This window comes from Corallococcus sp. AS-1-6 (genome assembly GCF_020037015.1).
GTDB lineage: Bacteria > Myxococcota > Myxococcia > Myxococcales > Myxococcaceae > Corallococcus.
In genome coordinates, this window is sequence record NZ_JAIQDE010000026.1 from 118,697 (window position 1) to 141,632 (window position 22,936).

19 protein-coding genes are annotated in these 22,936 nt (G+C 72.0%); 6 read left to right on the plus strand and 13 right to left on the minus strand.

The window, feature by feature from the left end:
- Nucleotides 1-822 (minus strand): hypothetical protein, encoded by an 822-nt coding sequence (locus K8612_RS29690; RefSeq protein WP_223764736.1) that lies wholly within the window; start codon nucleotides 820-822, stop codon nucleotides 1-3.
- Nucleotides 823-1,128: 306 nt separating this feature from the next.
- On the opposite strand from K8612_RS29690, the gene K8612_RS29695 reads away from it, so the two are divergent.
- Entirely contained in the window at nucleotides 1,129-1,740 is a 612-nt protein-coding gene (locus tag K8612_RS29695) for an adenylate/guanylate cyclase domain-containing protein (protein ID WP_223764737.1), read from the plus strand.
- Nucleotides 1,741-1,778: 38 nt separating this feature from the next.
- Entirely contained in the window at nucleotides 1,779-2,429 is a 651-nt protein-coding gene (locus tag K8612_RS29700; RefSeq protein ID WP_223764738.1) for a glutathione S-transferase family protein, read from the plus strand.
- Nucleotide 2,430: 1 nt separating this feature from the next.
- On the opposite strand, the gene K8612_RS29705 is transcribed toward K8612_RS29700, so the two are convergent.
- The 3 genes from K8612_RS29705 to K8612_RS29715 form a co-directional block, all read right to left on the minus strand.
- Nucleotides 2,431-3,030: an HAD family phosphatase gene (locus K8612_RS29705; protein ID WP_223764739.1), complete on the minus strand. Its 600-nt coding sequence runs from the start codon at nucleotides 3,028-3,030 to the stop codon at nucleotides 2,431-2,433.
- Nucleotides 3,031-3,043: 13 nt separating this feature from the next.
- Nucleotides 3,044-4,936: a methyl-accepting chemotaxis protein gene (locus K8612_RS29710; protein ID WP_223764740.1), complete on the minus strand. Its 1,893-nt coding sequence runs from the start codon at nucleotides 4,934-4,936 to the stop codon at nucleotides 3,044-3,046.
- 77 nt (nucleotides 4,937-5,013) lie between these two features.
- Nucleotides 5,014-5,451, minus strand: coding sequence for a host attachment protein (locus K8612_RS29715; RefSeq protein ID WP_223744674.1), 438 nt, complete (start codon nucleotides 5,449-5,451; stop codon nucleotides 5,014-5,016).
- A gap of 407 nt (nucleotides 5,452-5,858) precedes the next feature.
- On the opposite strand from K8612_RS29715, the gene K8612_RS29720 reads away from it, so the two are divergent.
- On the plus strand, nucleotides 5,859-7,388 hold the full coding sequence (locus K8612_RS29720; protein WP_373692148.1) for a serine/threonine-protein kinase: 1,530 nt from the start codon (nucleotides 5,859-5,861) through the stop codon (nucleotides 7,386-7,388).
- Nucleotides 7,357-8,082, plus strand: a complete 726-nt coding sequence (locus K8612_RS29725; RefSeq protein WP_223764741.1) for a tetratricopeptide repeat protein — start codon at nucleotides 7,357-7,359, stop codon at nucleotides 8,080-8,082. The genes K8612_RS29720 and K8612_RS29725 overlap by 32 nt, the downstream gene beginning before the upstream one ends.
- Before the next feature lie 56 nt (nucleotides 8,083-8,138).
- Here the strand turns inward: K8612_RS29725 and K8612_RS29730 are convergent, their stop codons facing one another.
- From K8612_RS29730 to K8612_RS29740, 3 genes are all read right to left on the minus strand, one after another.
- Entirely contained in the window at nucleotides 8,139-8,672 is a 534-nt protein-coding gene (locus tag K8612_RS29730; RefSeq protein WP_223764742.1) for an FHA domain-containing protein, read from the minus strand.
- Between the two features lie 89 nt (nucleotides 8,673-8,761).
- Nucleotides 8,762-9,616, minus strand: a complete 855-nt coding sequence (locus K8612_RS29735) for a RimK family alpha-L-glutamate ligase (protein WP_223764743.1) — start codon at nucleotides 9,614-9,616, stop codon at nucleotides 8,762-8,764.
- 76 nt (nucleotides 9,617-9,692) lie between these two features.
- On the minus strand, nucleotides 9,693-11,306 hold the full coding sequence (locus tag K8612_RS29740; RefSeq protein ID WP_223764744.1) for a serine/threonine-protein kinase: 1,614 nt from the start codon (nucleotides 11,304-11,306) through the stop codon (nucleotides 9,693-9,695).
- Nucleotides 11,307-11,545: 239 nt separating this feature from the next.
- Here K8612_RS29740 and K8612_RS29745 point away from each other — a divergent pair, with 239 nt between their 5' ends.
- Nucleotides 11,546-16,156, plus strand: coding sequence for an amidohydrolase family protein (locus K8612_RS29745; RefSeq protein WP_223764745.1), 4,611 nt, complete (start codon nucleotides 11,546-11,548; stop codon nucleotides 16,154-16,156).
- A 137-nt stretch (nucleotides 16,157-16,293) separates the two neighbouring features.
- Here K8612_RS29745 and K8612_RS29750 read toward each other — a convergent pair whose 3' ends face one another.
- From K8612_RS29750 to K8612_RS29775, 6 genes are all read right to left on the minus strand, one after another.
- Nucleotides 16,294-16,938, minus strand: a complete 645-nt coding sequence (locus tag K8612_RS29750; RefSeq protein ID WP_223744681.1) for a TetR/AcrR family transcriptional regulator — start codon at nucleotides 16,936-16,938, stop codon at nucleotides 16,294-16,296.
- Nucleotides 16,939-16,957: 19 nt separating this feature from the next.
- The gene (locus K8612_RS29755; protein WP_223764746.1) at nucleotides 16,958-18,214 is read right to left on the minus strand and encodes a metallophosphoesterase; all 1,257 of its coding nucleotides are present in this window, start codon (nucleotides 18,212-18,214) and stop codon (nucleotides 16,958-16,960) included.
- Between the two features lie 94 nt (nucleotides 18,215-18,308).
- Nucleotides 18,309-18,917 carry a hypothetical protein gene (locus K8612_RS29760; protein ID WP_223744683.1) on the minus strand — a complete coding sequence of 203 codons (609 nt, stop codon included), beginning with the start codon at nucleotides 18,915-18,917 and terminating at the stop codon, nucleotides 18,309-18,311.
- Nucleotides 18,918-19,174: 257 nt separating this feature from the next.
- Nucleotides 19,175-20,227, minus strand: coding sequence for an alpha/beta hydrolase-fold protein (locus K8612_RS29765; protein WP_223764747.1), 1,053 nt, complete (start codon nucleotides 20,225-20,227; stop codon nucleotides 19,175-19,177).
- Nucleotides 20,228-20,248: 21 nt separating this feature from the next.
- On the minus strand, nucleotides 20,249-21,157 hold the full coding sequence (locus tag K8612_RS29770; RefSeq protein ID WP_223764748.1) for a TIGR01777 family oxidoreductase: 909 nt from the start codon (nucleotides 21,155-21,157) through the stop codon (nucleotides 20,249-20,251).
- A complete protein-coding gene (locus tag K8612_RS29775; protein ID WP_223744686.1) occupies nucleotides 21,154-21,717 on the minus strand; it encodes a peroxiredoxin in 564 nt (187 codons plus the stop codon). Before K8612_RS29775 ends, K8612_RS29770 begins: the two co-directional genes overlap by 4 nt.
- 125 nt (nucleotides 21,718-21,842) lie before the next feature.
- On the opposite strand from K8612_RS29775, the gene K8612_RS29780 reads away from it, so the two are divergent.
- Nucleotides 21,843-22,931, plus strand: coding sequence for a polyprenyl synthetase family protein (locus K8612_RS29780; protein ID WP_223744687.1), 1,089 nt, complete (start codon nucleotides 21,843-21,845; stop codon nucleotides 22,929-22,931).
- Nucleotides 22,932-22,936: the final 5 nt, after the last annotated feature.

Genomic DNA, 22,936 nt, shown 5'->3' on the forward strand with positions numbered 1-22,936 from the left:
TCAACGCGCCGAGGCGGAAGGAGACAGCAGCCCTTCCGCCTCCAGCGCGGCGCGCACCGAAGGGATGGAGCCCCGGTGCTCCTTGAAGCGCTGGAGGAACAGCCGCACCCAGTGCGCCGGCGGTTCCTGCTGTCCCCAGGTGCGGACGGCGTTGCCCCAGGGATGCCGCGTCAGGGTGTCCAGGAAGGGGAGCACGTCATGCAGGCCCAGCAGCGGCCGGTGCGGCGGAAGCCCCTGCCGGGGCCAGCACCCCTGGTTGCGCGGAGCGGATGCGGCGGTGTGGCGTCCTCGCAGGAAGCGGTTGAAGGTGCGGTGGCCCTCGGGCGCCTGGAGGAGCGCGCGCAGCAGTCGCGCCTGCTCCCCTCGATCCTCCAGGGCCCCCTTGCGCCACGCCTGCCTGCCCAGCCAGTGGCGATTGCGCCACGCCTTCTCGACGGGGTCCTCGAACGCGCTCGAGTGCTTCACGTGGCCCAGCGCGTGCTCGCCGATGACGCCCTGGGGCAGCAGGCCGCGCACGTGGCTCAGGCGGGACTCGCGCGGCAGGTGGCGCGTGCGCGCGGTGGCCCAGCGGATGAAGGGCATCACCTTGTCGCCAGCGCGCCGCCAGTCCACCTGCTGGCGGATGCGCGGCCCTTCCCACGGCGCGAGCGGCGGCACGTCCAGCTCCACGTCGCCGAACCGGCTCCACCGCGCCAGCGCCAGGCGGACCTCCTGTCGGGCCGCGCGGTGGATGTGCTCACGCGCCTCGCGTGATGGCTTCCGGTGCTTCGACGGCAGCAGCGAGCGCGCCATCTGCCGGACCTTCTCGTCTGAGTGGATCATCGCGCGTGGACCTTTCGTGGCCGCGCGGACGTGGCGCGCACCCATCACCTGACTCGCACTGGACGCACTCCCACCGCATCGCGTCGGGTGCAGGACAACCGCGGCACAGAACCTCCCGGGTGCTTGGTGCGTCGCGTCAGGAAGTCGTTACCGTGGAGTCGCGGACTTCAATCCGCCTCTGTCTTCGCACGGTTGCGTTCCCCGGAACGTCTTCCGTCCGGGCGCCTTCCCGGCGTGGTTGGGAGCCGGCGCCCGACGTGCGGTAGCATCTCGTTCGTCTCACGCCGGGGGGAGGGAGGATGCACGATGGTGGTGGAGGCCCCGGAGCCCCGGACGATGTCGGCCATCATGTTCACGGACATGGAGGCCCCCGCAGGTCAACGCTGGCGAGATGAGTCGCTACAACAAGCGCTGCATGAAGAGCACGGCCAACTGGTGCGCGGGCTGCTCGCGCGACACGGTGGCCGCGAGGTGAAGCGGATGGAGGAGGGCGGCTTCCTCCTGGAGTTCGAGTCGGGCCTGCCCGCGGTGGCCTTCGCGCTGGAGTGGCGCGCCGCCGTGGATGCCCGCAACCGGGCCGTCCCCACCGAGCGCCGGATGTCCGTCCGCGCGGGCGCGCACCTGGGCATGGTGGTGCACCGCGACGGCGACGTGTTCGGCGAGGGCGTCAACCTGGCGGCCCGCATCGAGTCCCTGGCGCGTCCGGGCACCGTCTACGTCAGCGAGACGGTGGCCGCGCAACTGGAGGGACGGCTGAAGGCGCCCCCCGTGAAGTTGGGCCGCAACGAATTGAAGAACATCCGGCTGCCGGTGGCGGTGTTCCGCATCGACTCGCCGGCGGAGGGCCGCGGCGAGCGGGCGCTCCTGTCGCGCGTGCGTTCACTGCTGGGCCGTAGGCGCGCGCGCGCGGACGGTTGAAGCTGACGGCCGGACGCGCGGCGGTATGGTGCCGCGCCATGTCCGAGCTCACCCTGGTCGTTGGTTCCAAGAACTACTCCTCGTGGTCGCTGCGTCCCTACCTGGCCCTGGCCCACACCGGCCAGCCGTTCCGGGAGGTGCTGGTGCCGCTGGACACGCCGGAGACGGCGGCGCTCATCGCCCTGCATTCGCCCAGCGGCCGGGTGCCGGTGCTCAAGCACGGCGACACGGTGGTGTGGGACTCGCTGTCCATCTGCGAGTACCTGGCGGAGGCCTTCCCGGAGGCGAAGCTGTGGCCGGAGGACCGCGCCATGCGCGCGATGGCGCGCTCGGTGACGTCGGAGATGCACTCGGGCTTCACGGCGCTGCGCACGAACCTCCCCATGGACCTCACCGCGCGCAAGACGGTGCCGGGGGTGGACGCGCCGGGCGTGCACGCGGACATCGCGCGCATCCAGGCGCTGTGGGCGGGCTGCCGCGAGCGCTACGGCAAGGGCGGGCCCTTCCTCTTCGGCGCCTTCTCCATCGCGGACGCGTTCTACGCGCCCGTCATCACCCGCTTCGTCACCTACGGCGTCCCGTTCCGCCCGGAGAACGCCGCGTACCGCGACGCGGTGCTGGGCCTGCCCGCGATGCTCAAGTGGACGGAGGTCGCCCAGGGCGAGCCGCCGCTCGCGCGCTACCGGTAGCTCACAGCCCCAGCGACTGGAGCCGCGCGTCGAACGCGGGCGCGTCCGTGAAGACGAACCCGCGCAGCCCCAGCGCGCGCGCCGCGTCCACGAACTCCGGCAGGTCGTCGAAGAAGACGGCCTCGTCCGGCGCGCAGCCCGCCTTCTGGAGCGCGAGCCGGTAGATGGCCGGCTCCGGCTTCACGTGCCCCACCTCGCAGCTCAGCACCAGCGCGTCGAAGCGCTGGAGCACGGGCAACAGCGGCTTCAGGTAGGCCACGTGCAGCGCGTTGGTGTTGGACACCAGCACCAGCTTCACGCGGCCCGCCAGCCCCTCCACGCGCGGCAGCACCGCGTCGTGCACCTGGAAGTGGCTGCTCCAGAGGGGCGCGAACTCCTCCATGGGCAGGTCCACGCCCAGCGCGCCGCAGACGTCCCGGCGGATGCCCTCCGCGTCCAGGAGGCCCCGGTTCGCCGCCGTCCAGCCCGCGCCGGTGAGCCGCCTCGCGGCCTCCTGGGGCTCCAGCCCGGCCCGCGCGGCGAGCCTCGCGAAGAGCAGCGCGTTGTCGTGGAACACCAGCACGTTGCCCAGGTCCAGCAGCACGGCCTTCACAGCGGACACGGTGGCTCCTGTTTCAGATGCGGTAGGCGCGCGCGACGCCTTCCATCTGGCTGGCGACTTCCTGCAGCCGCTTCGCCGCGCCGGTGGTGGACTTCAGGCTGGTCTGCGTCTCCGTCATCATGGAGGACAAATCCGTCACGGCGCTGAAGATCTGCGCGATGCCCGCGTTCTGCTGGTTCACCGCCCCGGCGATCTGCCGCGCCGCCGCGGCGTTGTCCTGGACGATGGTGGCCAGCTCCTTCAGGTGCTCGCCGCTGGTGCGCACCTGCTCCAGGCCCTCCGCGACGCTGGAGTGGCTCTGCTCCGTCATCTTCGCCGTGGAGATGATGGCGTGGCCCAGGTCCCCCAGGATGTCGCGCACCTTCTCCGTGGCCTGGATGGACTGGTCCGCCAGGTTGCGGATCTCGCGCGCCACCACGCTGAAGCCCTTGCCGTGCTCGCCAGAGCGCACCGCTTCGATGGCCGCGTTGAGCGCGAGCATGTTGGACTGGTCCGCCAGGTCCTTCACCGTCTGGGTGATGCCGCCAATCTGCTGCGTGCGCTCGTTGAGCTGCACGATGCGCATGGCCATCTCCCCGGACTGCTCGTGCAGCCCCTGGAAGCCGCCCAGGCTGTCGCGGATGGCGACCTCGCCCGCGCGGCCCACCTCCTCCGCGCGCGACGCCACGCCCAGCACCGTCTCCGCCTTCTCCGCGGCCAGCAGCGACGTCTGCTTGATCTCCTGCGCCGTCACCTGCGTCTCCTGGAGCGCGGCGGCCTGGCGGGCCACGTTGCGCTCCTGGACCTCGGAGGCGAGGTTCAATTCCGCCACGGTCTCGCTGAGGACGTGCGTGCCCTCCTGGAGGCTGGTGGCCGTCTCGCGCAGGTTCTTCATCATCTGCGCGAAGGCCTGCGTGAGCTCGCCCACCTCGTCCCGCCCCGCCTTCACCTCCATCTCCTGCGTGAGGTCGCCCTCCTTCACCACGCGGCGGACCACCTCGCCCAGCGCGCGCAGCGGCCGGGTGATGCCGCGCGCCAGCACCCACGAGCCCAGGCCCACCGCCGCCACGAAGAGGGCGGCCAGCCCCAGCACCAGCCGGCGCATCCCGTTGAGGGGCGCGTACGCCTCCGAGGGGTCCACCTGGGCGACGAACCTCCAACCGTCCCCCACGTCGCGCACCTCCGCGCCGTTCACCGCCGTCACGGCCACGCGGCCCGCGTCGTCATGCGCGCCCTGGCGCGTGTCGAACAGGGGGCGGCCGTCCGCGCCCTGGATCTCCAGCGAGAAGCTGGCGTGGCCGCGCAACTGGGCGCGGGCGAGCGCGGGCTTCACCAATTCCCCCACCTGGCCCCAGTCGAACGCGGCGAGCAGCACGCCCAGCCGCTGGCCGCGCTCGTCCATCACCGGCACCGCCAGCGGCAGCACGTGCACGCTGTAGATGGGGTCCTCCGCCTCCACGCCCTCCGCGGTGGTGGTGCCGGACTGCGCCTTCTGGAACCACGGCGCCTTGCGCACCGCCTCCGCGCTCCCGGCGTACGCCTCGCGCAGCGCGGGCGTGCTGGCGGAGACCGCCGCGCCGTCGTCGCTGAAGAGCACGATGCCGTTGAGGGTGAGGTAGCGCCGCTGGAGCAGCGACAGCATCGCGTCGCTCGCGGTGGGGTCCTTCGTGCGCAGCGCCTGGCGCAGGACCGGGTCCTCCGCCCAGCTATGCGCGCTCGACTCGCGCTCCGCCAGGGTGGACTCCAGCAGGTCCTTGAACCCCTCCGCCTCCATGCGGAGGGAGGCGTCGATCTGCGCCTCCGTCTGCTGGCGCATCAGCTTGTCCTGCAAGCCGGTCAGGGCCAGCAAGGGCACGCAGGACACCAGGGTCATGTACAGCAGCAGCCGCCCACGCAGCGTCAGGGACGGCAGTTTGGAAGAAGGCATGGCACGCCGGCGCGAAGAGGAGGACCCGGATTCCTATACCAGAACCCGGGCCCTGAACCCCCTGGCCGACTGGCTGCCTACAGCACGGGCACCCGGTCAGGCAGCTCGCGCGCGGGCAGGCTGGAGTAGTCCGCGTCCAGGTCCAGCCGCACCCGCTGCTTCACGCGCGTGCTCAAGAGCCCCCGGAGCATGCCCAGGAACCCCGGCGGGGCCGCGATGACCACCTGGTCGAACTGGTGCGAGTCCACGCCCCTGTCCAGGCGGGCGGACAGCTCCCGGGCGAAGCGCTCGTGCTCCAGTTGGCGCCGGCCGTCCGGCTCGTTCTCCGGCACCGGGCCGTGCAGCGTGCCCGCGTTGGGGTTGTCCGCCTGGTTGAACAGGTCGACGGGCTTGGCTCGGCTCTCGTCATGTTGGAATTGCTCGATGAGGTCCCACTTCTCCGCCTTCGCATCCGTGGCGAAGAGCCGGGCGCGACTCGCGTTGGCCACCAGGATCCAGAGCCTCTTGTCCGCCATCTTCACGCCTCCTTGTCTCTTGAGGGATGCGGAGCCCCACGGGCCCCGGCAAGCTTCCCCCAGCGAGCCGACTCCCCGTCGCGCGCAGACCAGACGGCCCGCCCGCCGCTTCCTTTGTGGAACGGGAACACTCCGCGTGCCCCCCGGTGCTGACGACCTCCGACCACGTTGACCCGCCGCATCCAAGCGGCGACCATCGTGCGCCGGGGGATTTGGACGGGAGTGGGCTGTATGGAGAAGTATTTCAATGTCCGTGGACTCACGGTGCGCGGTCGCCGCACATGCCACCTGTCCACGCGGCGCACGGCGGGTGAATCGTCACGTGCCGAAAGTTTTTCCACTTCTCGCGCGATAGATGCCCTCCCCTGGGTTGCAGGGTCGCCCCGTCATGGAAACCTGATCCCCCCATGGGCACCGACGACCTCCTCGCTCACACAGTCCTGTCCGAATCGGGTGACGCCGTGACCGACGGTGGCGGAGCGCCGCTCGTGATGTCTCCGAGCGGACAGGAGGCCCAGGAAGGGGCGGTGCTGGGCAACTACCAACTGGAGAAGCTCCTGGGCGAAGGGTCCATGGGGCGCGTGTTCCAGGCGCGGCACGTGCGGCTGGGCCGCCAGGTGGCGCTCAAGGTGCTCAAGCCGGAGCACGCGCGGGACAGCTCGTTCGTGCAGCGCTTCTTCCAGGAGGCGCGCACCGTCAATCAGATCAACCACGAGCACATCGTGGAGGTCTTCGACTTCGTGGACGAGTCGCCCGACGGGCACGTCTACTGCGTGATGGAGCTCTTGCGCGGGCAGAGCCTGGCGGCGCTCCTGAAGGAAGAGGGGCTGACGCTGGAGCGCGTGCAGCGCATGGGCGTGCAGGTGTGCGCGGCGCTGGGCGCGGCCCATCAGGTGGGCGTGGTGCACCGGGACATCAAGCCGGACAACCTCTTCATCACGCAGCGCTCCGGGCAGCAGGACTTCGTGAAGGTATTGGACTTCGGCGTGGCGAAGCTCATCACCACGCAGACGGGCGTGAGCCTCACCGGCACGCTGGACGGGACCATCATCGGCACGCCGGCGTACATGGCGCCGGAGCAGGCCGCCGGGCTGCCGGTGGACGCGCGCGCGGACATCTACGCGGTGGGCAACATCCTCTACGAGATGCTCTCCGGCCACCCGCCCTTCCAGGCGTCGGCCTTCGGGCAGTTGGTGGTGCAGATCATCACCCAGCCGCCGCCGCCGCTGCCGTCGCACCTGCCCTCGGGCGAGCGGGTGCCGCAGGAGCTGGCGCAGTTGGTGATGCGCTGCCTGGCGAAGGAGCCGGAGGGCCGGCCGCAGCAGTTGGCGGAGGTCACCACGGCGCTGCTCCTGATGCCCACCGCGCCGGATCCGGAGCCGCGCACGGAGCCGCTGGTGGAGGAGGCGGAGCGGCCCACCCTGCGCATGCGGGTGCCGGGCCTGCTGCGCTCCCGGCGGCTCCAGGTGTCCGTGGGGCTGGCGGCGCTCGCGCTGGTGTCCGGCCTCACCACGTGGACGGGGCTGCACTCGATGCGCGCGTCCCGTGCCGGTGAGGCTCCGGAGGCGGTGGCGTCCGCCTCGGAGGCGGCCGGGCAGGGGACGCCGGTGGCGGGCGCTGCGGACCCGGTGACGCTCACGGTGCACTCGTCGCCGCCGGGCGCGAAGGTGGTGCGCGTGGACACCGGCGAGGAGCTGGGCGTCACGCCGCTGACGAAGGCGCTGAGCCGGCAGGCGGTGCCGCCACAGTTGCGTGTGGAACTCGCGGGCTACGTCCCGCTGGAGCGGGCGGTGGAGCTGAAGCAGGATGCCGCCGCCGCGGAGCTGACCGTGCCGCTCGTCAAGGCGAGCGCGGGACCGCGCCGCGCCCCCGCGCGTGCGCCAGGCCGCAAGGGAGGAAGCCGGGATGCGGTCATTGATCCGTTCGCGTCGCATTGAGCCCAGGGCCCTGAGCCTGGCGCTCGCGCTCGCGCTGGGGACGCCGGTCCCGGCGGTGGCGCAGGACGCGGCGGCGAGCGCCACGGAGGACGCCGCGCGGGAGCGGTTCTCCGAGGGCAACCTGGCATACGACCTGGGCGAGTTCGACCGGGCGCTCAAGGCCTTCAGCGAGGCGTACCGCCTCAAGCCGCTGCCCGCGTTCCTCTTCAACATCGCGCAGTGCCACCGGCAGTTGAAGAACCCGTCGCGCGCGGCCTTCTTCTACCGGCGCTACCTGTCGCTGTCGCAGGAGGAGCCGGCCAACGCGGACGTGGTGCGCGAGCTCATCGCGGAGATGGACACCCAGGCCCGCGTCCAGGAGGAGCAGCGCCTTGAGCGCGAGCGCTTCGCCAGGGACCGCGAGCTGCAGAAGGCGCGGGAGCAGGCCGCGCTGGCGGAGGCGCGCGCCAACGAGGCGAGGCTCGCCGCGAATCCGCCCGTCGCGCCGGAGCACAACGGGGCCTCCCAGGCCCTGGCCATGCAGGTGCCGGACGCGTCCGTGAAGACGGCGGAGGCGGGCCCTTCCAAGCCGTGGACGCGCCGCTGGTACGTCTGGGCGGGCGCGGGCGCGGTGGCGGTGCTCGCGGGCGGCGCGGTGTGGCTCGCCACGGCGCCGAATCCCCGGGACACGACGCTCGGCACCGTGGGGCGGTAGGCGGCTTCCCGGAGCCGCCAGGGCGTTCGCGACACGCCCGGCGGAGCGGCGGGCCTTCAGCGTGACGGTGGCGTGGCGGCCTGCGCCAGCACCTGCGCGGCGATACGGCCGATGCGCGCGTGGAACGACGGGGCGTCGTGGAAGGTGAGGCGCACGTCGCCCACCTTCAGCTCGTCGCCCGTGCGCAGCAGGCGCGGCGCTTCCGCCTCCAGCGCCTCGCCGTTCACCGTCACCGGCCGGGACTGCGCCAGCCGCTCCACCTTCCAGCCGCCGTCCGGCGTGGAGTGCAGGGCGAACTGCTCGCGCGACACCGTGGCGTCGTTGACCACGAAGGTGTTGTGCGACGCGCGCCCCAGCTTCAGGGGGCCGCGGTCCGCCACCCCCATCAGCTCGAAGCACAGCGCGTCGCCCGCGGGCAGGCAGTCGCGCAGGTCCATCATGGGCAGCCGCGTGGCCGCCACGTTCTGCTCCTCGGGGACGTTCCACGCGCCCGCCTCCCACACCAGCCAGGCGTGCGGGTACTTGGCGTTGAACTTCTCCTGGAGTGCCATGTGCTGCCGGATGAGCAGCGAGAGCAACAGGGCTCGCATGGCCCAGTCATAACCCCATCCGCCGCTTCCGCGTCGCCCTGACGGCTCCACAGGTGTCCACGAGTGGGCGAATGGGCGGGCCCGGAAGGCTACAACCGGGCAACGACGGCCTTCGCCATCCGCTCCGCCGCGCCCGCGTCCATGGGCAGGAAGAGGCACGGCTCCGTCACCTCCACCTCCTGCAGCCGGGTGCGCCCCTCGTTGTCCGTGGCCACGTCCACGCGCGCGTACAGCAGCCGGGCGCCCCCGGACGCCTCCATCACCTCGTGCGCCATCCGCGCCTCCGCCGCGTCCTCCGGCGTGAAGCCGTGCGGCTCCGCGAAGCCCCGGGGCGCGGTGGTCAGCGTGGGCGGGCGGCGCACCGCGTGGCTGAAGACGCCGTTGAAGAAGATGTACGAGCGCTCGCCCTCCGTCTCGAAGGCGCGCAGGTAGGGCTGCACCATCACGTCGCCCTCCTTCGCCAGTTGGGCCACCTGCGCGCTCGCGTCGTCCCACTGCTCGCGCCGGACGATGAAGACCTTGAGCCCCCCAGCGGCCACCGCGGGCTTGAGCACCACCGCGTCCCAGCCGCGCTCGCGCGCCGTCGCCGCCACGTCCAGCGTCCCGCCGGGCGGCACCCAGACGGTGGGCGTCAAGGGCAGGCCCCGCGCCTCCAGCGTCTTCAGGTAGCCCTTGTGCGTGTTCCACCGGAGCACGTCCGCCGGGTTGAACAGCCGCGTGACGCCGCCCACGCGGTCCGCCCAGGCGATGAACTCCTCGCGGCGCAGGTGGCTGTCCCAGGCGTTGCGCACCACCGCCGCGCGCACGCGGCTCCAGTCCACGGAGGGGTCGTCCCAGATGACCGGCCGCGCGTCCAGGCCCAGCGCCCGGAGCGCGGGCACCAGCGGCGCGTCCAGCGGGTTCAACTGTGGCAGTCCGGCGTAGGTGATGACGGCGATGTCCAAGGCGGCGGGCTCCAGGTGATGGGAAGCGCGCCGCCTTCTAACGCGCTCCCGCGCCCCGCGCAGCCGCGCCCCGGGTTCAGGCCGAGCGCGCCAGCGGGGGATTCGGCTTCCCCACGGCCGCCGTCTCCACGGTCTCCTGCGTCAACTGCTCCGCCAGCGTCTTCGCCTCGCGCACCACCCGCGCCAGCTCCGCCTGCCCGTGCGGGAAGGGGGCCGCGGGGCCGTCCAGCGCCAGCAACTGCTGCCGCAGCGCCGCGCCGTTGGGCGTGCGCTTCGCCGGGTCCTTCTGGAGCAACTGCATGACGATGAGGTCCAGCGCCAGCGGCACCGCGGGGTTGAGCTGCGAGGGCGGGACGACCTCCTGGTCCACCGCCGCGCGCAGGAGCACCTCCTCCGAGTGGCCGCTCAGCGCGCGCCGGCCGGTGAGGGCCTCGTGCAGCGTGAGCCCCAGGGCGAAGAGGTCCGCCCTCCCGTCGATGTCCTTGCCCATGGCCTGCTCCGGCGCCATGTAGCCCAGCTTGCCGCGCACGCTGCCCGCCACCGTGAGGTTCGCGCGCACCGCGTCCCGCGCGATGCCGAAGTCCGACAGCTTCACCTCGCCAATGCGCGACACCAGGACGTTGGGCGGGTTCAGGTCGCGGTGGACCAGCCGCAGGGGCACGCCGTCCGCGCTGGTGCGCCGGTGCAGGTAGTCCAGCGCGGACGCCAGCTCCGCGGTCAGGAACGTCGCGGCGGCCAGGGGCAGCGGCCGGCGGTTCTGGGGCTTGAGCAGCGCGCTCAAGGGCAGCCCGTCCACGTACTCCATGGCCAGGAAGTACGTGCCGCCGTGGCGGCCCAGGTCGAACACCTGGACGATGTTGGGGTGGTAGAGCGACGAGCACAGCTCCGCCTCGCGCCGGAACATGGTCACGAACGCCGCGTCGTCCGCGTACGACGGCAGGATGCGCTTGAGCGCCACCTGCTTCTCGAAGCCGCCCTCCGGCGAGTACGTGGCCCGGTACACCTCCGCCATGCCGCCCGCGCCCACGCGCTCGTGCAGCACGTACTTGCCCATGACCTCCTGTTCGCGCAGCGCCGCGAGCGCGCTCCGCGTGCGCTCCAGGAAGTGCCGCGCCAGCGTCGCCGTCAGCGCCCCCGTGGCCACGAAGAAGAACGCGCGCACGCAGATGAACAGCGGCGCCAGCGTGACGAGCGGCTCCTCCGGCAACAGCGGCCGCACGAAGCCGAAGTAGAGCGCCAGGTACTCCGTGGCCACCAGCGCGCCCGCGGCCAGCCCCAGGCGCGGGTTGCTGCGCAGGCCCGCCAGCGTCACCAGCGTGCCCCAGATGACCAGCGTGGGCGCGGTGAGCGCGTAGACCGGGCCCTTGAAGTGCAGGTCGAACGCCAGCACCACCGCCGGGATGCTCACCTCGATGAACACGTTCAGCCACGGGATGGCCGGGTGGAACGCGCCGGAGCGCAGCACCCACCACATGCAGCCGTAATAGCCCGACAGCACCGTGGACAGCCCCATCAGCGCCAGCGTCAGGTCCCAGCCCATCGCGGGCCCCAGCGCCGCGGCCACCACCACGCAGATGGCCGACAGGATGCTCATGAAGCGCGCCACTGACAGCTCCCGCGCCTGCGCGTCACGGCGCAGGTGCGCGTCCAGGAAGCGCGACACGGTGCTGGATGGATTCCGGGTAATCATGTCCCCCCACTCTAGAACGTGGCAGGACGCGTCATCCGCCTGCTCCCCCACACGTTGGGTGTGTTCCTACCACACCTTCCGCCACACGGTAGACCCTTGGGCCCCCACGAAGTGGACTTCAGGGGTCAGGTATCGCTGAAATGTTGCACCCCCGTTCCACGCCGCATGCGAGGCACGGCGGGCTTTCCTCGTCGCACCCGTTCCTTTCTTCACGGCACTGCCTTCGGGCAGGAGGCTTCATGCGCAGCTCCCCCCGTCTATTGCTCGCCGCCCTGGGCGCGGTCCTTCTGTTGGGCAGTGCCTGTAGTTCCGATCCAGAGGTCAACGCGGTCTGCGGTGACGGAAAGAAGGAAGGCGCCGAGCAGTGCGATGACGGCAACACGGTGGGCGGGGACGGGTGCGAGGCGAACTGCACCCTGCCGGGGACGAAGTGCGGCGACGGCGTCCTGGCGCCCCCGGAGGCGTGTGACGACGGCAACACGGTGGGCGGCGACGGGTGCGAGGCGGACTGTACCGTCACGCCCACCCAGATGACGCAGTGTTGGCCCACGATTCCCGCGCCGCTTTCGAACGGCGCCACCTGCGAGGTGACGAAGGCGGGCACGGCGGGGACGCTCCTCACCGGCATCGTGCTCAAGGACGGCGAGACGCTGGCGGGCGGCCAGGTGCTGGTGGACGCCCAGGGCGTCATCACCTGCGCCGCGTGCGACTGCTCGCAGGCGGCCGGGGCCGCGGAGGCCACGGCGGTGATGTGCCCCCGGGGCGTCATCTCCCCGGGCCTCATCAACCCGCATGACCACATCACCTACCCGGGCGCGCCGCAGGCGAGCACCAGCGCGGAGCGCTACGAGCACCGCCACGACTGGCGCACGGGCAACAACAAGCACACCCGGCTGACCAACCCGTCCAACTCCAAGGCGGACGCCATCCGCTGGTCGGAGCTGCGCCAGGTGATGGCGGGCACCACCTCCATCGCGGGCGCGGGCGGACAGGCCGGCTTCCTGCGCAACCTGGACGTGGGCAACAACAGCGGCGTCCCGCTGCAGGAGGGCCTGGCGGAGCCGTGGGCGGACTCGGACACCTTCCCGCTGAGCGACAGCAGCGGCACCACGCTGACGGACTCCTGCTCCTACGCCTCGTTCCCGTCCTCGGCCACCCTCACCAGCCGCATGTCCGCGTACCTGCCGCACATCGCGGAGGGCATCGCCGCCACGGCGCAGAACGAGTTCCGCTGCCTGTCCACGGGCGCCGGCAACGTGCTGTTCCCGCGCTCGGCCATCATCCACGGCGTGGGCCTCACCGCGGCGGAGATTTCGCAGATGGTGGCGCACGGCACGGGCCTGGTCTGGTCGCCGCGCTCCAACATCTCGCTGTACGGCGACACGGCGATGGTGACGACCTACAAGCGCATGGGCGCGTCCATCTCCCTGGGCACGGACTGGATCCGCTCCGGCTCCATGAACATCCTGCGCGAGCTGCGCTGCGCGGATCACCTCAACACCACGCGCTACGCCAAGACGTTCACGGACGAGGACCTGTGGCGCATGGTGACGACCAACGCCGCGGACGTGGTGGACTTCTATGAGCGCGTGGGCCGCATCGCGCCGGGCAAGATGGCGGACCTGGCCATCTTCCGGGTGGGCACGAACATGGCCTCGCCCTTCCGCGCGGTCATCGCCGCGGAGCCGGCGGACGTGGTGCTGACGATGCGCGGCGGCAAGCCGCTCTACGGCGACCAGGCGCTGGTGGACGGCCTCAAGGGCGCGGACACCTGCGACACGCTGACGGTGTGCGGCGCCCAGAAGGCCGCGTGCGTGAAGTCGGAGATTGGCAAGACGCTGGCGGAGTTCCAGGCCTCCCCGGACACGCAGGGCCTCTACCCGCTGTTCGCGTGCGGCACCCCGGAGAACGAGCCCACCTGCGAGCCTTCGCGCAGCGCGGTGAACACCACCTTCCCGGTGGCCGCCGTCAACGGCTCCACCGTCTACACGGGCGTGGCGAGCGCGGCGGACGCGGACGCGGACGGCATCGAGGACGCCGCCGACAACTGCCCCGCCATCTTCAACCCCGTGCGCCCCATGGACAACGGGCGGCAGTTGGACACGGACGGCGACGGCGTGGGTGACGCGTGCGACCCGTGCCCCCTGGAGGCGGGCACCACCGCGTGCCAGGCCTTCCGCGGCGAGGACGACGACCACGACGGCGTGCCCACCTGGAAGGACAACTGCCCCTTCGTGGCCAACGCGGACCAGAAGGACACGGACGGCGACGGCAAGGGCGACGTGTGCGACGGCTGCCCGAATGACGCGGCCACGTGCGAGGTCGCGGACCCGTCCGACTTCGACTACGACGGCATCACCACCCCCACCGACAACTGCCCGCTGGTGGCCAACCCGGACCAGAAGGACACGGACGGCGACGGCGTGGGCGACGCGTGCGACGCGTGCGGCGGGACCATCACCGCTGGCGTGTGCGCCACCTCCGTCTACGACGTGAAGACGACGCCCCGCTTCGGCAACCTGTCGCTGGTGGGCAGCAAGGTGGCGGTGGACGACGTGGTGGTGACCGCGGTGGATGCGAAGGCGACGAACGGCTACTGGGTGCAGGTGGCGAACTACCCCTCGGGCCAGGGCGCGGACAACTCCGGGCTCTTCATCTACAGCGCCAAGGCCGCGGTCGCGGTGGGTGACAACCTCCGCGTGGAGGGCACGCTGACGGACTACTTCGGCCTGCTGGAGGTGGTCGACGCGAAGGTGACGAAGCACAGCGCGGCCAACCCGCTGCCGGCCCCGGTGGTGGTGCGCACGGAGGACGTCCGCACCAACGGCCCCCGGGCGAAGGCGCTGGAGGGCGCGCTGGTGGAGGTCCGCGACGTCTTCACCACCCGCCTGGAGAACACCAAGCGCGAGTTCATCGTGGACGAGAACAAGGCCGGTGACCCGGCGGCCTCGGGCCTGATGGTGGCGGACCAGGCCTTCGCCTACCCCACGCAGGTGCTGGGCAAGGAGTACACCGCGCTGCGCGGCGTGCTGAACTTCACCTTCAGCGACCACAAGCTGCTGCCCCGGAGCGCGGCCGACATGGTCATCCCGCTGCCGCCGCTGCCGGCGTTGACGGGCTTCACGTCCGGCGGCTTCGCGCGCGTGGGCGGCGCCCAGGCGATTCCCCAGCCCCTCACCGTGACCATGGCGAACGCCTACCCGGTGGACGTCACCGTGAACGTCACCTCCAGCGACGCGGCGGCCCTGGCCGCGGTGGGCGGGCAGGTGGTGATTCCGGCGGGCCAGACGAGCGCCACGGTGGCGCTGGACGCGAAGGCGCAGGCGGCCTCGGTGACCCTCACCGCGACGCTGGGCGCGTCCTCCCAGACGGCCACGCTGCGCGTGCTGGGTGCGACCGAGGCGGCCATCGCCACGGACCTCACCCCGGCGACGCAGGGCATCGCGCAGGGCGGGACCGCGCGCTTCACGGTGACGTTCGACCGGCCGGTGCCGGCGGGCACCACGCTGGACGTGACCGTGGCGCCCGCGGGCTTCGGCACCATCACGGCCCAGGCCGTGACGGCGGACGCGCTGACGGCCACCTTCGACGTGACCGTGGACGAGGCCAGCACCGGCTCCGGCACGGTGACGCTGGGCTCGCTGAGCGCCACGGTGAACGTCATCACGGACGTGCCGCGGCTCGTGTCGCTCACCCCGTCCACCGCCACGGTGAACGCGGGCGCGGCCCAGATGTTCACGGTGACGCTGGAGTCCGCTCCGGCGGAGCCCGTGCAGGTGCTGCTGGCCCTGGCCTCGCCGGCCACGCCCTTCGGCGCGCTGTCCGCCACGTCGGTGACGGTGGGCGTGGGCCAGACGACGGCGACGGTGACGTTCACCGCCGCCGCGGACGGGGAGGGGACGGGCGCGGTGTCCGCCTGGCTCAACGGCATCACGCGGTCGGCGGAGCTGACCGTGCTGCCTCCGCCCGCGAAGCTGGCCACCGTCACGCCGGACACGGTGACGGTGACGGTGGGCAAGACGCAGACGTTCACCGTCACGCTGGACCGCAAGGCCCCCGCGGGCGGCGCGGCCGTGGACGTGGCGTTCGCGCCCGCGGAGCTGGGCTCGCTGTCGGCCTCCTCGGTGACGGTGCCGGAAGGCCAGACGACCGCCACGGTCGTCTTCACCGCCACGGAGGCCACGGGCGCGGGCCAGCTCACCGCGTCCTACCAGGGCGTGACGAAGCAGGCGGCCGTGACGGTGGCCGCGGTGCAGGGCCACGTCGTCATCAGTGAGATCTCCGGCCAGGGCCTCACCGTGAACGCGGACGACTACATCGAGCTGTACAACCCGACGGACGCCGACGTGAACATCACCGGCTGGAAGCTGCTCTACCGCACGGCGAGCACCACCAGCACGACGACGAACTTCACGGTGCTGGCCACGCTGCCCGCCGCGACCATCAAGGCCCACGGCTACTACCTGGTCGCCGCCAGCGGCTACTCCACGTCGGCGGTGCCCGCGGACCACCTGTGGGGCAACACGGACATCTCCGGCTCCACGGGCAACGTCCGCCTGGGCACGGCGGACGTGACGGTGGACCCCACGTCCGCCACGGGCGTGGTGGACACCGTGGGCTTCGGCAATGGCCGCACGGTCGTGGAGGGCGCCGCGGCCCCCGCGCCCGCGGGCAAGGGTGGCAGCATCGAGCGCAAGGCCCGGGCGACCTCCACCGCCGCGACCATGGGCGTGGGCGGCGCGGATGAGCTCGCGGGCAACGGCCAGGACTCCGACAACAACGCGGCGGACTTCCTGCCCCGCACCGAGCGCCAGCCGCAGAACTCGTCGAGCCCCACCGAGATGCCGTAGTCCCGGCATCCCGCCCCGCTCTCCTCACCCGGGGGGAGCGGGGACGAAGGCCTCCCTGAAATGAAGACGCCCGGTCCCCCGCGTGGGGGACCGGGCGTCTGTTCTTCCGGGCCGCCCGGCCCGGTGGGCTCAGCGCCTCAGCCCAGGGGGCCGCGCACGTGGAGGCCGCCGGAGAGGATCATGTCCAGCGACGCCATCAGCGGGTCGTAGCTCACCATGCCGCGGTACAGGTTGTGGTGCAGCAGGATGCCCAGGTAGCCGCCCATCATCGTGTGGGCCATGTGCACCGGGTCCACCTCCTGCCGGAACTCATTGCGCTTCTGGCCGTAGCGGATCATCCCCGCCAGCACCGCCACGTAGAGGGAGATCTTCTCGCGCAGCGCCTCCGCCACGCGGTCGTTGGACTCCGCGGACTCGGCGGACAGCATCCCGAAGAAGATGCCGTATTCGCGGTGGTAGCGCAGGAACTGCGACGTGCGCGACACCACGAACACCAACTGCTCCCGTCCGGACAGGACGCGGCGCTCGGCGAGCAGCGGCGCGAACTCCATCAGGTAGCGCTGGTGCAGCTCATCGATGGCCGCCAGCAGCAGGTCTTCCTTGGTGGGGAAGTGCCAGTAGAGCGCGCCCGGAGTCATCCGGATGGCCTTCGCCAGGTCCGACATCGTCGTCGACAGGTAGCCCCGCCGGGCGAACAACGTGATGGCGGCCTCCAGGATTTCGACCCGCGTTCGCGCGGCCCGCTCCTGTTTGATTTCGCGCTTCGCAGGTTCCTTGCTCATTTCCAGGTAAATCTACACCTCACGCCAGGAGCGTCACCTTAACGATTTCAGACGGAGCGGCGACGCGCAGGGGCGGGCCCCAGAAACCGGTGCCCCGGCTGACATAGAGGTGCTTGTCGCCGTCCTGGAAGAGGCCGGCGTCGTGCTTCCAGATGGCGGAGACGGCCACGGTGAACGGGAAGAACTGCCCGCCGTGGGTGTGGCCGGACAACTGCAAGCCCATGCCCGCCTTCGCGGCGACATCCCAATTGGATGGTTGGTGCGCGAGCAGCACCGCGGCGCGGTCCGGCTGGCGGCCCTGGAGGGCGGCGTCCAGGTTGTAGCCCCGGGGCCCGCTGCGCATGGACCAGTCGTCCACGCCCACCAGGTCGAACGCGCCGCCCGCGTCGCCAATCGTCACGTGGCGGTTGCGCAGCACGTTGATGCCCAGCCCGGTGAGCGCGTCCGCCCAGGTGCTGGCGTTCCAGTAGTACTCGTGGTTGCCGGTGATGAAGTGCGTGCCCGCGCGGGCCTGGAGGTTCTGGAGCGCGGCGACGGAGTGGCGCAGGTCCGCCACCGTGCCGTCCACCAGGTCGCCGGTGATGGCGACCAGGTCCGGCTTGAGCGCGTTGGCCCGCCGCACCAGCTCGTCCATGAAGCGCCGCTGGATGACGGGCCCCACGTGGATGTCGCTCATGTGGACAAGGGTGAAGCCATCCAGCGCCCTGGGCAGGCCGGGCAGCCGCACCGCGATCTCGTTGACCACGGGCGGATGGAAGGCGCTCCACATGCCGTAGCCCGTGAGGCCGCCCGCCGCGAGCACCGCGCCGCCCGCGGTGGCCCGGGCGAGGAACCTGCGGCGCTCTTCATCCACGGGGGGCACGTGGGAATGCGCGGGCGGCACGGTGACGGCCAGGTCCGCCAGCGACGGCGGCGCGGCGGGGTCCGGCGCGGGCGTGGCGAGCGGCGCGGCGACGCCCCGGTGGCCTCGCGTGCGCGCCACGAGCCAGCGCACCGCGCCCATCAGCACCAGGAAGAGCAGCAGGTAGACGGCGACGCCCATCCACGTCCACGCGAACACCGCGACGATGAACGCGGAGGGGATGATGCGCGTCACCACCCAGGACAGCAGCAGCGGCACGCACAGCGCCGTCAGCAGCACCTTGCCAGTCGCGCGCCAGGCTCGGCTCGTGGACGTGTCACGGAAGAGGCGCCGGTACAGGTAGACGTGGACCCAGACCGACGCGACGCTGACGAGGAGGATGAACAGGATGATGCGCAACGGGCTTTCCACCATGGGAGGCCCATCCTCGCGCGCGCGCGCCCCGGCGCAACCGGCATGCGCGTGAAGAAGCGTGAAGCGGGCCGGGAGCCCGGCGTCCGGTACCCGGCTACTTGCGGGTGGTGCCCAGCGCGGCGCCGATCTGCTGCCACTCCTGGGCGTAGGTGCCACGGGAGAAGGCGCGCAGGTCGTCGCCGGTCACCGTGCCCCGGGAGAGCGCCGTGTCGAGCGCCTTCACGATGGCGTTCTTGTGCGGCTGCTCGACGTACGGGTTGTCCTCACGGAAGACCTCGCCGAAGAGCGTCTCCAGGCGGCCGTCCTGCTTCAGCCGCTCCACGATGCGGTTCTGCGACACGGGCGCGTCCGCGTGCGCGTGCAGCATGGCGGAGGCGATGCCGCTCTGCGCGTCCGCGTCCGGGAACTCCTCCAGCAGCCCCAGCTCCATGTCCGCCTGGGCGATGGACTCCGCGTCCGCCGGCGAGGGCGGGGCCTTCACGGCCGGCGTCTGCGCGGGCGTGGGGCGGGAGGAAGCAGGGGCGGGGCGCGCGGGCTCGAAGTCGCTGCGGCCCTGGAAGGAGCGCACGTTGGCGTTGGCGGGCGTCCGGCCCTGCGCGGCCCCCGGCTTCGTGTCGCGCGTGACGTCGCTCCGCTCGGACCGCTCGAACTCCGAGCGCTTCGGGGGAAGGGACGGGCGGTTGCCACCATCGACGCGAGACATGAGGGGACTCCAAGCGCGGGGGAAGGCCCGTCGCGGTACTCGCGCCGGGTTGCGCACCTACATCCGTTATCGGTCCGTCCTTCCCCCGGGTTGCGTAGCCCCCCGGTCCACAAGCCCCGCCCGGCCGCCCGCCTGCCGCGTCACGGGGCCCTCCCAATCCTGGATCATCCGGCCTTGGCCGCCTTCTGGATGAGCCAACCCCTTGATTCCAGGGGGCTTTCATCCTGGACGGAAATCCGGCGCTTCGCCGCGACGCGTCACCCGGCGGGCGAGAAGATTTCTTCCAGGCCGGCCGGGAGGCTCGCCTGCCACGCGGGGTAATTATGGCCTCCGCTGTAGGGCCGGTACGTGGCGCGGTGCCCGGCCGCCTGGAGGAGGGGCAGGAGGCGCTGGTTGCCGTCCTGGAGGCCCTCGAAGCGGCCGCAGTCCATCCAGACGTGGAGCGGCGGCTGGCCGGTGCGCCGGGCCAGGTCGAAGACGACCATGTCGGTGCCTTCGATGGAGAAGGCGCCGGACTGGGACAGGACGCGGCCGAAGACGCGTGGCAGGCGCTGGGCCGCGTAGAGCGCCATCAGGCCGCCCAGCGACGAGCCCAGCACCGCGTGCGCGCCCGGCGTGCGCTGCTCATCCACCAGCGGCAGGTGCTCGCGGGCCAGCGGGAGCACGCGCTGGTGCAGGAAGGCCACGGTGGCCTCGCTGCACGCGTACTCGGTGGTGCGGGCCGGGCCGCCGTTGGACACGAAGGCCATGGCCACCGCGCGCATGCGGCCCGCGGCGACGAGGTTGTCCACCACCACGGGCAGTTGGATGCGCCGGAGGTAGTCGTCGCCGTCCAGCACCACCAGGAGCGGCACGGGGCCCTTCACGGGCGACGCGTAGAGGGCCACCGCGCGCTTGGTGCCCACGGCCCACTCGTGCGTCGCCACCGCGTGGCGCGTCACGCGGCCCTTCGGCACGTTCCGGATGCGCCTGCCTGGCGGGGTCGCTTCGCCCTTCGGCATCCAGAAGCAGTGGTTGAAGCCGCCGAAGCCGTTGTCGGAGCGGCGCGGGTTGAAGGCGTCGCGCACGCGGCGGCCCTTCGCGTCCTGGAGCGCGTATTCGACGTAGGCGTCCTCGGGCAGCGCCAGCGAGCGCGCCCACAGCCCCTTGCCCACGCGCTCCAGCGGCAGGGGCGTGCCGCGCCAGTCCTGGAAGTCCCCCTGGAGGAAGACGGGGCGGGGGCCCTTCCACACGAAGGTGGCGGTGTCTCCGTCGATGAGCGGCGTGCCCTCCTTGCGCGCGCGGGCTTCCAGCGTCCGGGTGTCGTCCATGCGTGGCTCGCTCCGTGGGGGTCAGGGGGACAGCAGGTCGCGCAGCGCGCCGGTCAGGTCGGGGTGGCGGAACTGGAAGCCCGCCTCCAGCGCGCGCCGGGGCATCACCCGCTGGCCCTCCAGCGCCACGCGCGCCATCTCCCCGAAGCGCGCCCTGAGGACCAGGCCCGGCACCGTCAGCGCCGCGGGCCGCTCCAGCACCGCGCCCAGCGTGTGCGCGAAGGTCGCGTTGGTGACGGGCTCCGGCGACGTGGCGTTCACCGGGCCGGACAGCGTGGGGTGCTCCAGCGCGAAGCGCATCAACTGGAAGAGGTCTTCCCTGTGCACCCAGCTCACGTACTGCTGGCCGTGGCCCACCTTCGCGCCCGCGCCCATGCGGAACACCGGCAGCATCCGGTGCAGCACGCCGCCCGCCGGGTGCAGCACCACGCCGATGCGCAGGCGCACCGTGCGGATGCCCGCTCCTTCCGCGCGCAGGGCCTCCGCCTCCCAGCCCTGGCACACGTGGGCGAGGAAGTCGTCGCCGGGCGCGTCCTCCTCCGTCAGCGTCTGCCCCGCCCGGGCGCCGCCGTAGAAGCCCACCGCCGACGCGCAGACGAAGTGCCGCACGGTGCCCGCCTGCTTCATGGCCTCCACCAGCACGTGCGTGCCCTCCACGCGGCTCTGGTGGATGCGGTGCTTCGCCTCGTGTGTCCAACGTTGGTCCACCGGCTCCCCGGCCAGGTGCACCACCCCCTCCGCGCCCGCGAGCGCGTCCGGCGACAGCGGCGTGCTCCCGTCGAAGTAGGAGCCCGTCACCCCGGCGGGCAGCCGGCCGAGCGCGTGTTCCACGTTCCGGCTGAGCACGTGCACCGTGTGGCCGGCCTCCAACAAACCTTGAACAAGGCCTGGACCGAGGAAGCCGGTGGCGCCCGTGCAGGTCACCCTCAAGGGTGGACCTCCTTCTCCCGCTCCGCGGTCAGGTCCTGGCCCACCAACTGGCTCAGCGCGGTGAAGAAGCGGGCCTGCTCCTCCGGCTTCATGCGGCCGGAGTGGCGGTAGACCGGCGTGCCCTCCGCGTCCAGGAGCATCACCGTGGACGTCTTGGTGGGCAGCTTCAGGGGCGCCTGGCCCAGCGTGCCCTTCAGGTCCACCAGGATGGGCACGCCTGCCTTCTTCTCCTCGTCACGCACGTACGACAGGGCGATCTCCCGCGCGGGAAAGAAGTCGTATTTCTCCAGGTTCGCCACCGCGACCACGAACGCGCTCTCCAGCAGGCCGCGCTCGCGTCCCCGGTTGAACAGCTCTGCCTTCAACGACGCGTTGAGTGTCGTGGAGTCCTTGTCCTCGTAGAAGAGGATGACGGGTTTCCCACGCCAGCGCGCCAGTTGGGTCCGCTCTCCACTGGAGGTGCTTAACGTCGCGTCCACGGGCTCCGGCTCCGGAGGGGCGCCGCCCGCGCTCCCCGCCGCCAGGGTCACCGTCAACGCGCCTGCGATCCACGCCTTCATTGGGAGTCTCCGTGTACAAGGTTTTTGCAAACCTTAGACATAGCCTTGACAATCTCTGGACGCAAACGCTACCTCTAGGGGCGAAGGCTGCTGCCGCCGTGCTCCCGACTTCGGAGATCCGCTGTATGGCCACCCTGCTTTCCAACGTGCAGCAGACCTCCGCCGGAGCCGCCCCCCCTGAACACGCCTGGCTGCAGCTCGTGCAGGCGCAGGTGGAGGCCGCGCTCGCCCAGTTGTTCGAGCTGCCGGACGAACAAGCCCTGGACGCACGTTGGACACACGCGGCGGCGCAGGCGAGGGCCTATGCGCTGCGGCCGGCGAAGCGGCTGAGGCCGGCGCTGGTGCTGGCGGGGCACGGGCTGGCGCGCGAGAGCACCGCGGTGCCGCCGGGGCTGTGGCGCTTCGCCGCGGGGCTGGAGCTGTTGCACACGTTCCTGCTCATCCACGACGACGTGGCGGATCAGGCGGAGCTGCGGCGGGGCGGGCCGGTGCTGCACCGGATGCTGGCCCCGGGCCGCCCGGGCGAGGACCTGGCGGTGGTGATGGGGGACCACCTCTTCGCGCGCTCGCTGGAGGCGATGCTGGAGTCGGGGCTGGCGGGCGCGTCCAGCGTGGCGCGCTACTACCTGGGCGTGTGCCGGCACACGGCCGCCGGGCAGTACCTGGACCTGGACCTGGCGCGCGTGCCGCTGGCGGAGATGTCGCTCTTCCAGACGCTGCGCGTGGCGCACCTCAAGACGGCGCGCTACGGCTTCTGCGCCCCGCTGGTGTGCGGCGCGATGCTGGGCGGCGCGGACGCGGGGCTCCTGGAGGGCCTGGAGCGGGTGGGGCGCTCGGTGGGGCTCGCGTACCAGTTGCGCGACGACCTCATCGGCCTGTTCGGCGACGCGGCCGTGGCGGGCAAGGCCTCCGACGGCGACTTCACGCAGGCCAAGCGCACCTTCCCGGTGGTGGCCGCGTACGTGCGCGCCACGCCCGCGGGCCGCGAGGAGCTGGAGCGGCTGTGGGCGCTGCCGGTGGAGCGCAAGGACGACGCGGCGCTCGCCCGCGCGCGGGAGCTGGTGGAGCACTTCGGCGGCCGGGCGGCGTGTGAGCGCGCGGTGGAGCGGGCGTCGCGTTCGGCGCGGCGGAGCCTGCAGGCGCTGCCCAACCCCCATGGCCTGAGGGACCTGCTGGACTCCCTCATCACCCGGCTGTCGCGCCGCGCTTCCTGAGGACA

Coding starts and splice junctions, on each gene's coding strand:
- K8612_RS29765 (WP_223764747.1), bottom strand. CDS start 20,227: ATGGACGACACCCGGACGCTGGAAGCCCGCGCGCGCAAGGAGGGCACG.
- K8612_RS29690 (WP_223764736.1), bottom strand. CDS start 822: ATGATCCACTCAGACGAGAAGGTCCGGCAGATGGCGCGCTCGCTGCTG.
- K8612_RS29760 (WP_223744683.1), bottom strand. CDS start 18,917: ATGTCTCGCGTCGATGGTGGCAACCGCCCGTCCCTTCCCCCGAAGCGC.
- K8612_RS29725 (WP_223764741.1), top strand. CDS start 7,357: ATGCGGTCATTGATCCGTTCGCGTCGCATTGAGCCCAGGGCCCTGAGC.
- K8612_RS29745 (WP_223764745.1), top strand. CDS start 11,546: ATGCGCAGCTCCCCCCGTCTATTGCTCGCCGCCCTGGGCGCGGTCCTT.
- K8612_RS29715 (WP_223744674.1), bottom strand. CDS start 5,451: ATGGCGGACAAGAGGCTCTGGATCCTGGTGGCCAACGCGAGTCGCGCC.
- K8612_RS29710 (WP_223764740.1), bottom strand. CDS start 4,936: ATGCCTTCTTCCAAACTGCCGTCCCTGACGCTGCGTGGGCGGCTGCTG.
- K8612_RS29720 (WP_373692148.1), top strand. CDS start 5,859: ATGGGCACCGACGACCTCCTCGCTCACACAGTCCTGTCCGAATCGGGT.
- K8612_RS29730 (WP_223764742.1), bottom strand. CDS start 8,672: ATGCGAGCCCTGTTGCTCTCGCTGCTCATCCGGCAGCACATGGCACTC.
- K8612_RS29695 (WP_223764737.1), top strand. CDS start 1,129: ATGGTGGTGGAGGCCCCGGAGCCCCGGACGATGTCGGCCATCATGTTC.
- K8612_RS29780 (WP_223744687.1), top strand. CDS start 21,843: ATGGCCACCCTGCTTTCCAACGTGCAGCAGACCTCCGCCGGAGCCGCC.
- K8612_RS29775 (WP_223744686.1), bottom strand. CDS start 21,717: ATGAAGGCGTGGATCGCAGGCGCGTTGACGGTGACCCTGGCGGCGGGG.
- K8612_RS29740 (WP_223764744.1), bottom strand. CDS start 11,306: ATGATTACCCGGAATCCATCCAGCACCGTGTCGCGCTTCCTGGACGCG.
- K8612_RS29750 (WP_223744681.1), bottom strand. CDS start 16,938: ATGAGCAAGGAACCTGCGAAGCGCGAAATCAAACAGGAGCGGGCCGCG.
- K8612_RS29755 (WP_223764746.1), bottom strand. CDS start 18,214: ATGGTGGAAAGCCCGTTGCGCATCATCCTGTTCATCCTCCTCGTCAGC.
- K8612_RS29700 (WP_223764738.1), top strand. CDS start 1,779: ATGTCCGAGCTCACCCTGGTCGTTGGTTCCAAGAACTACTCCTCGTGG.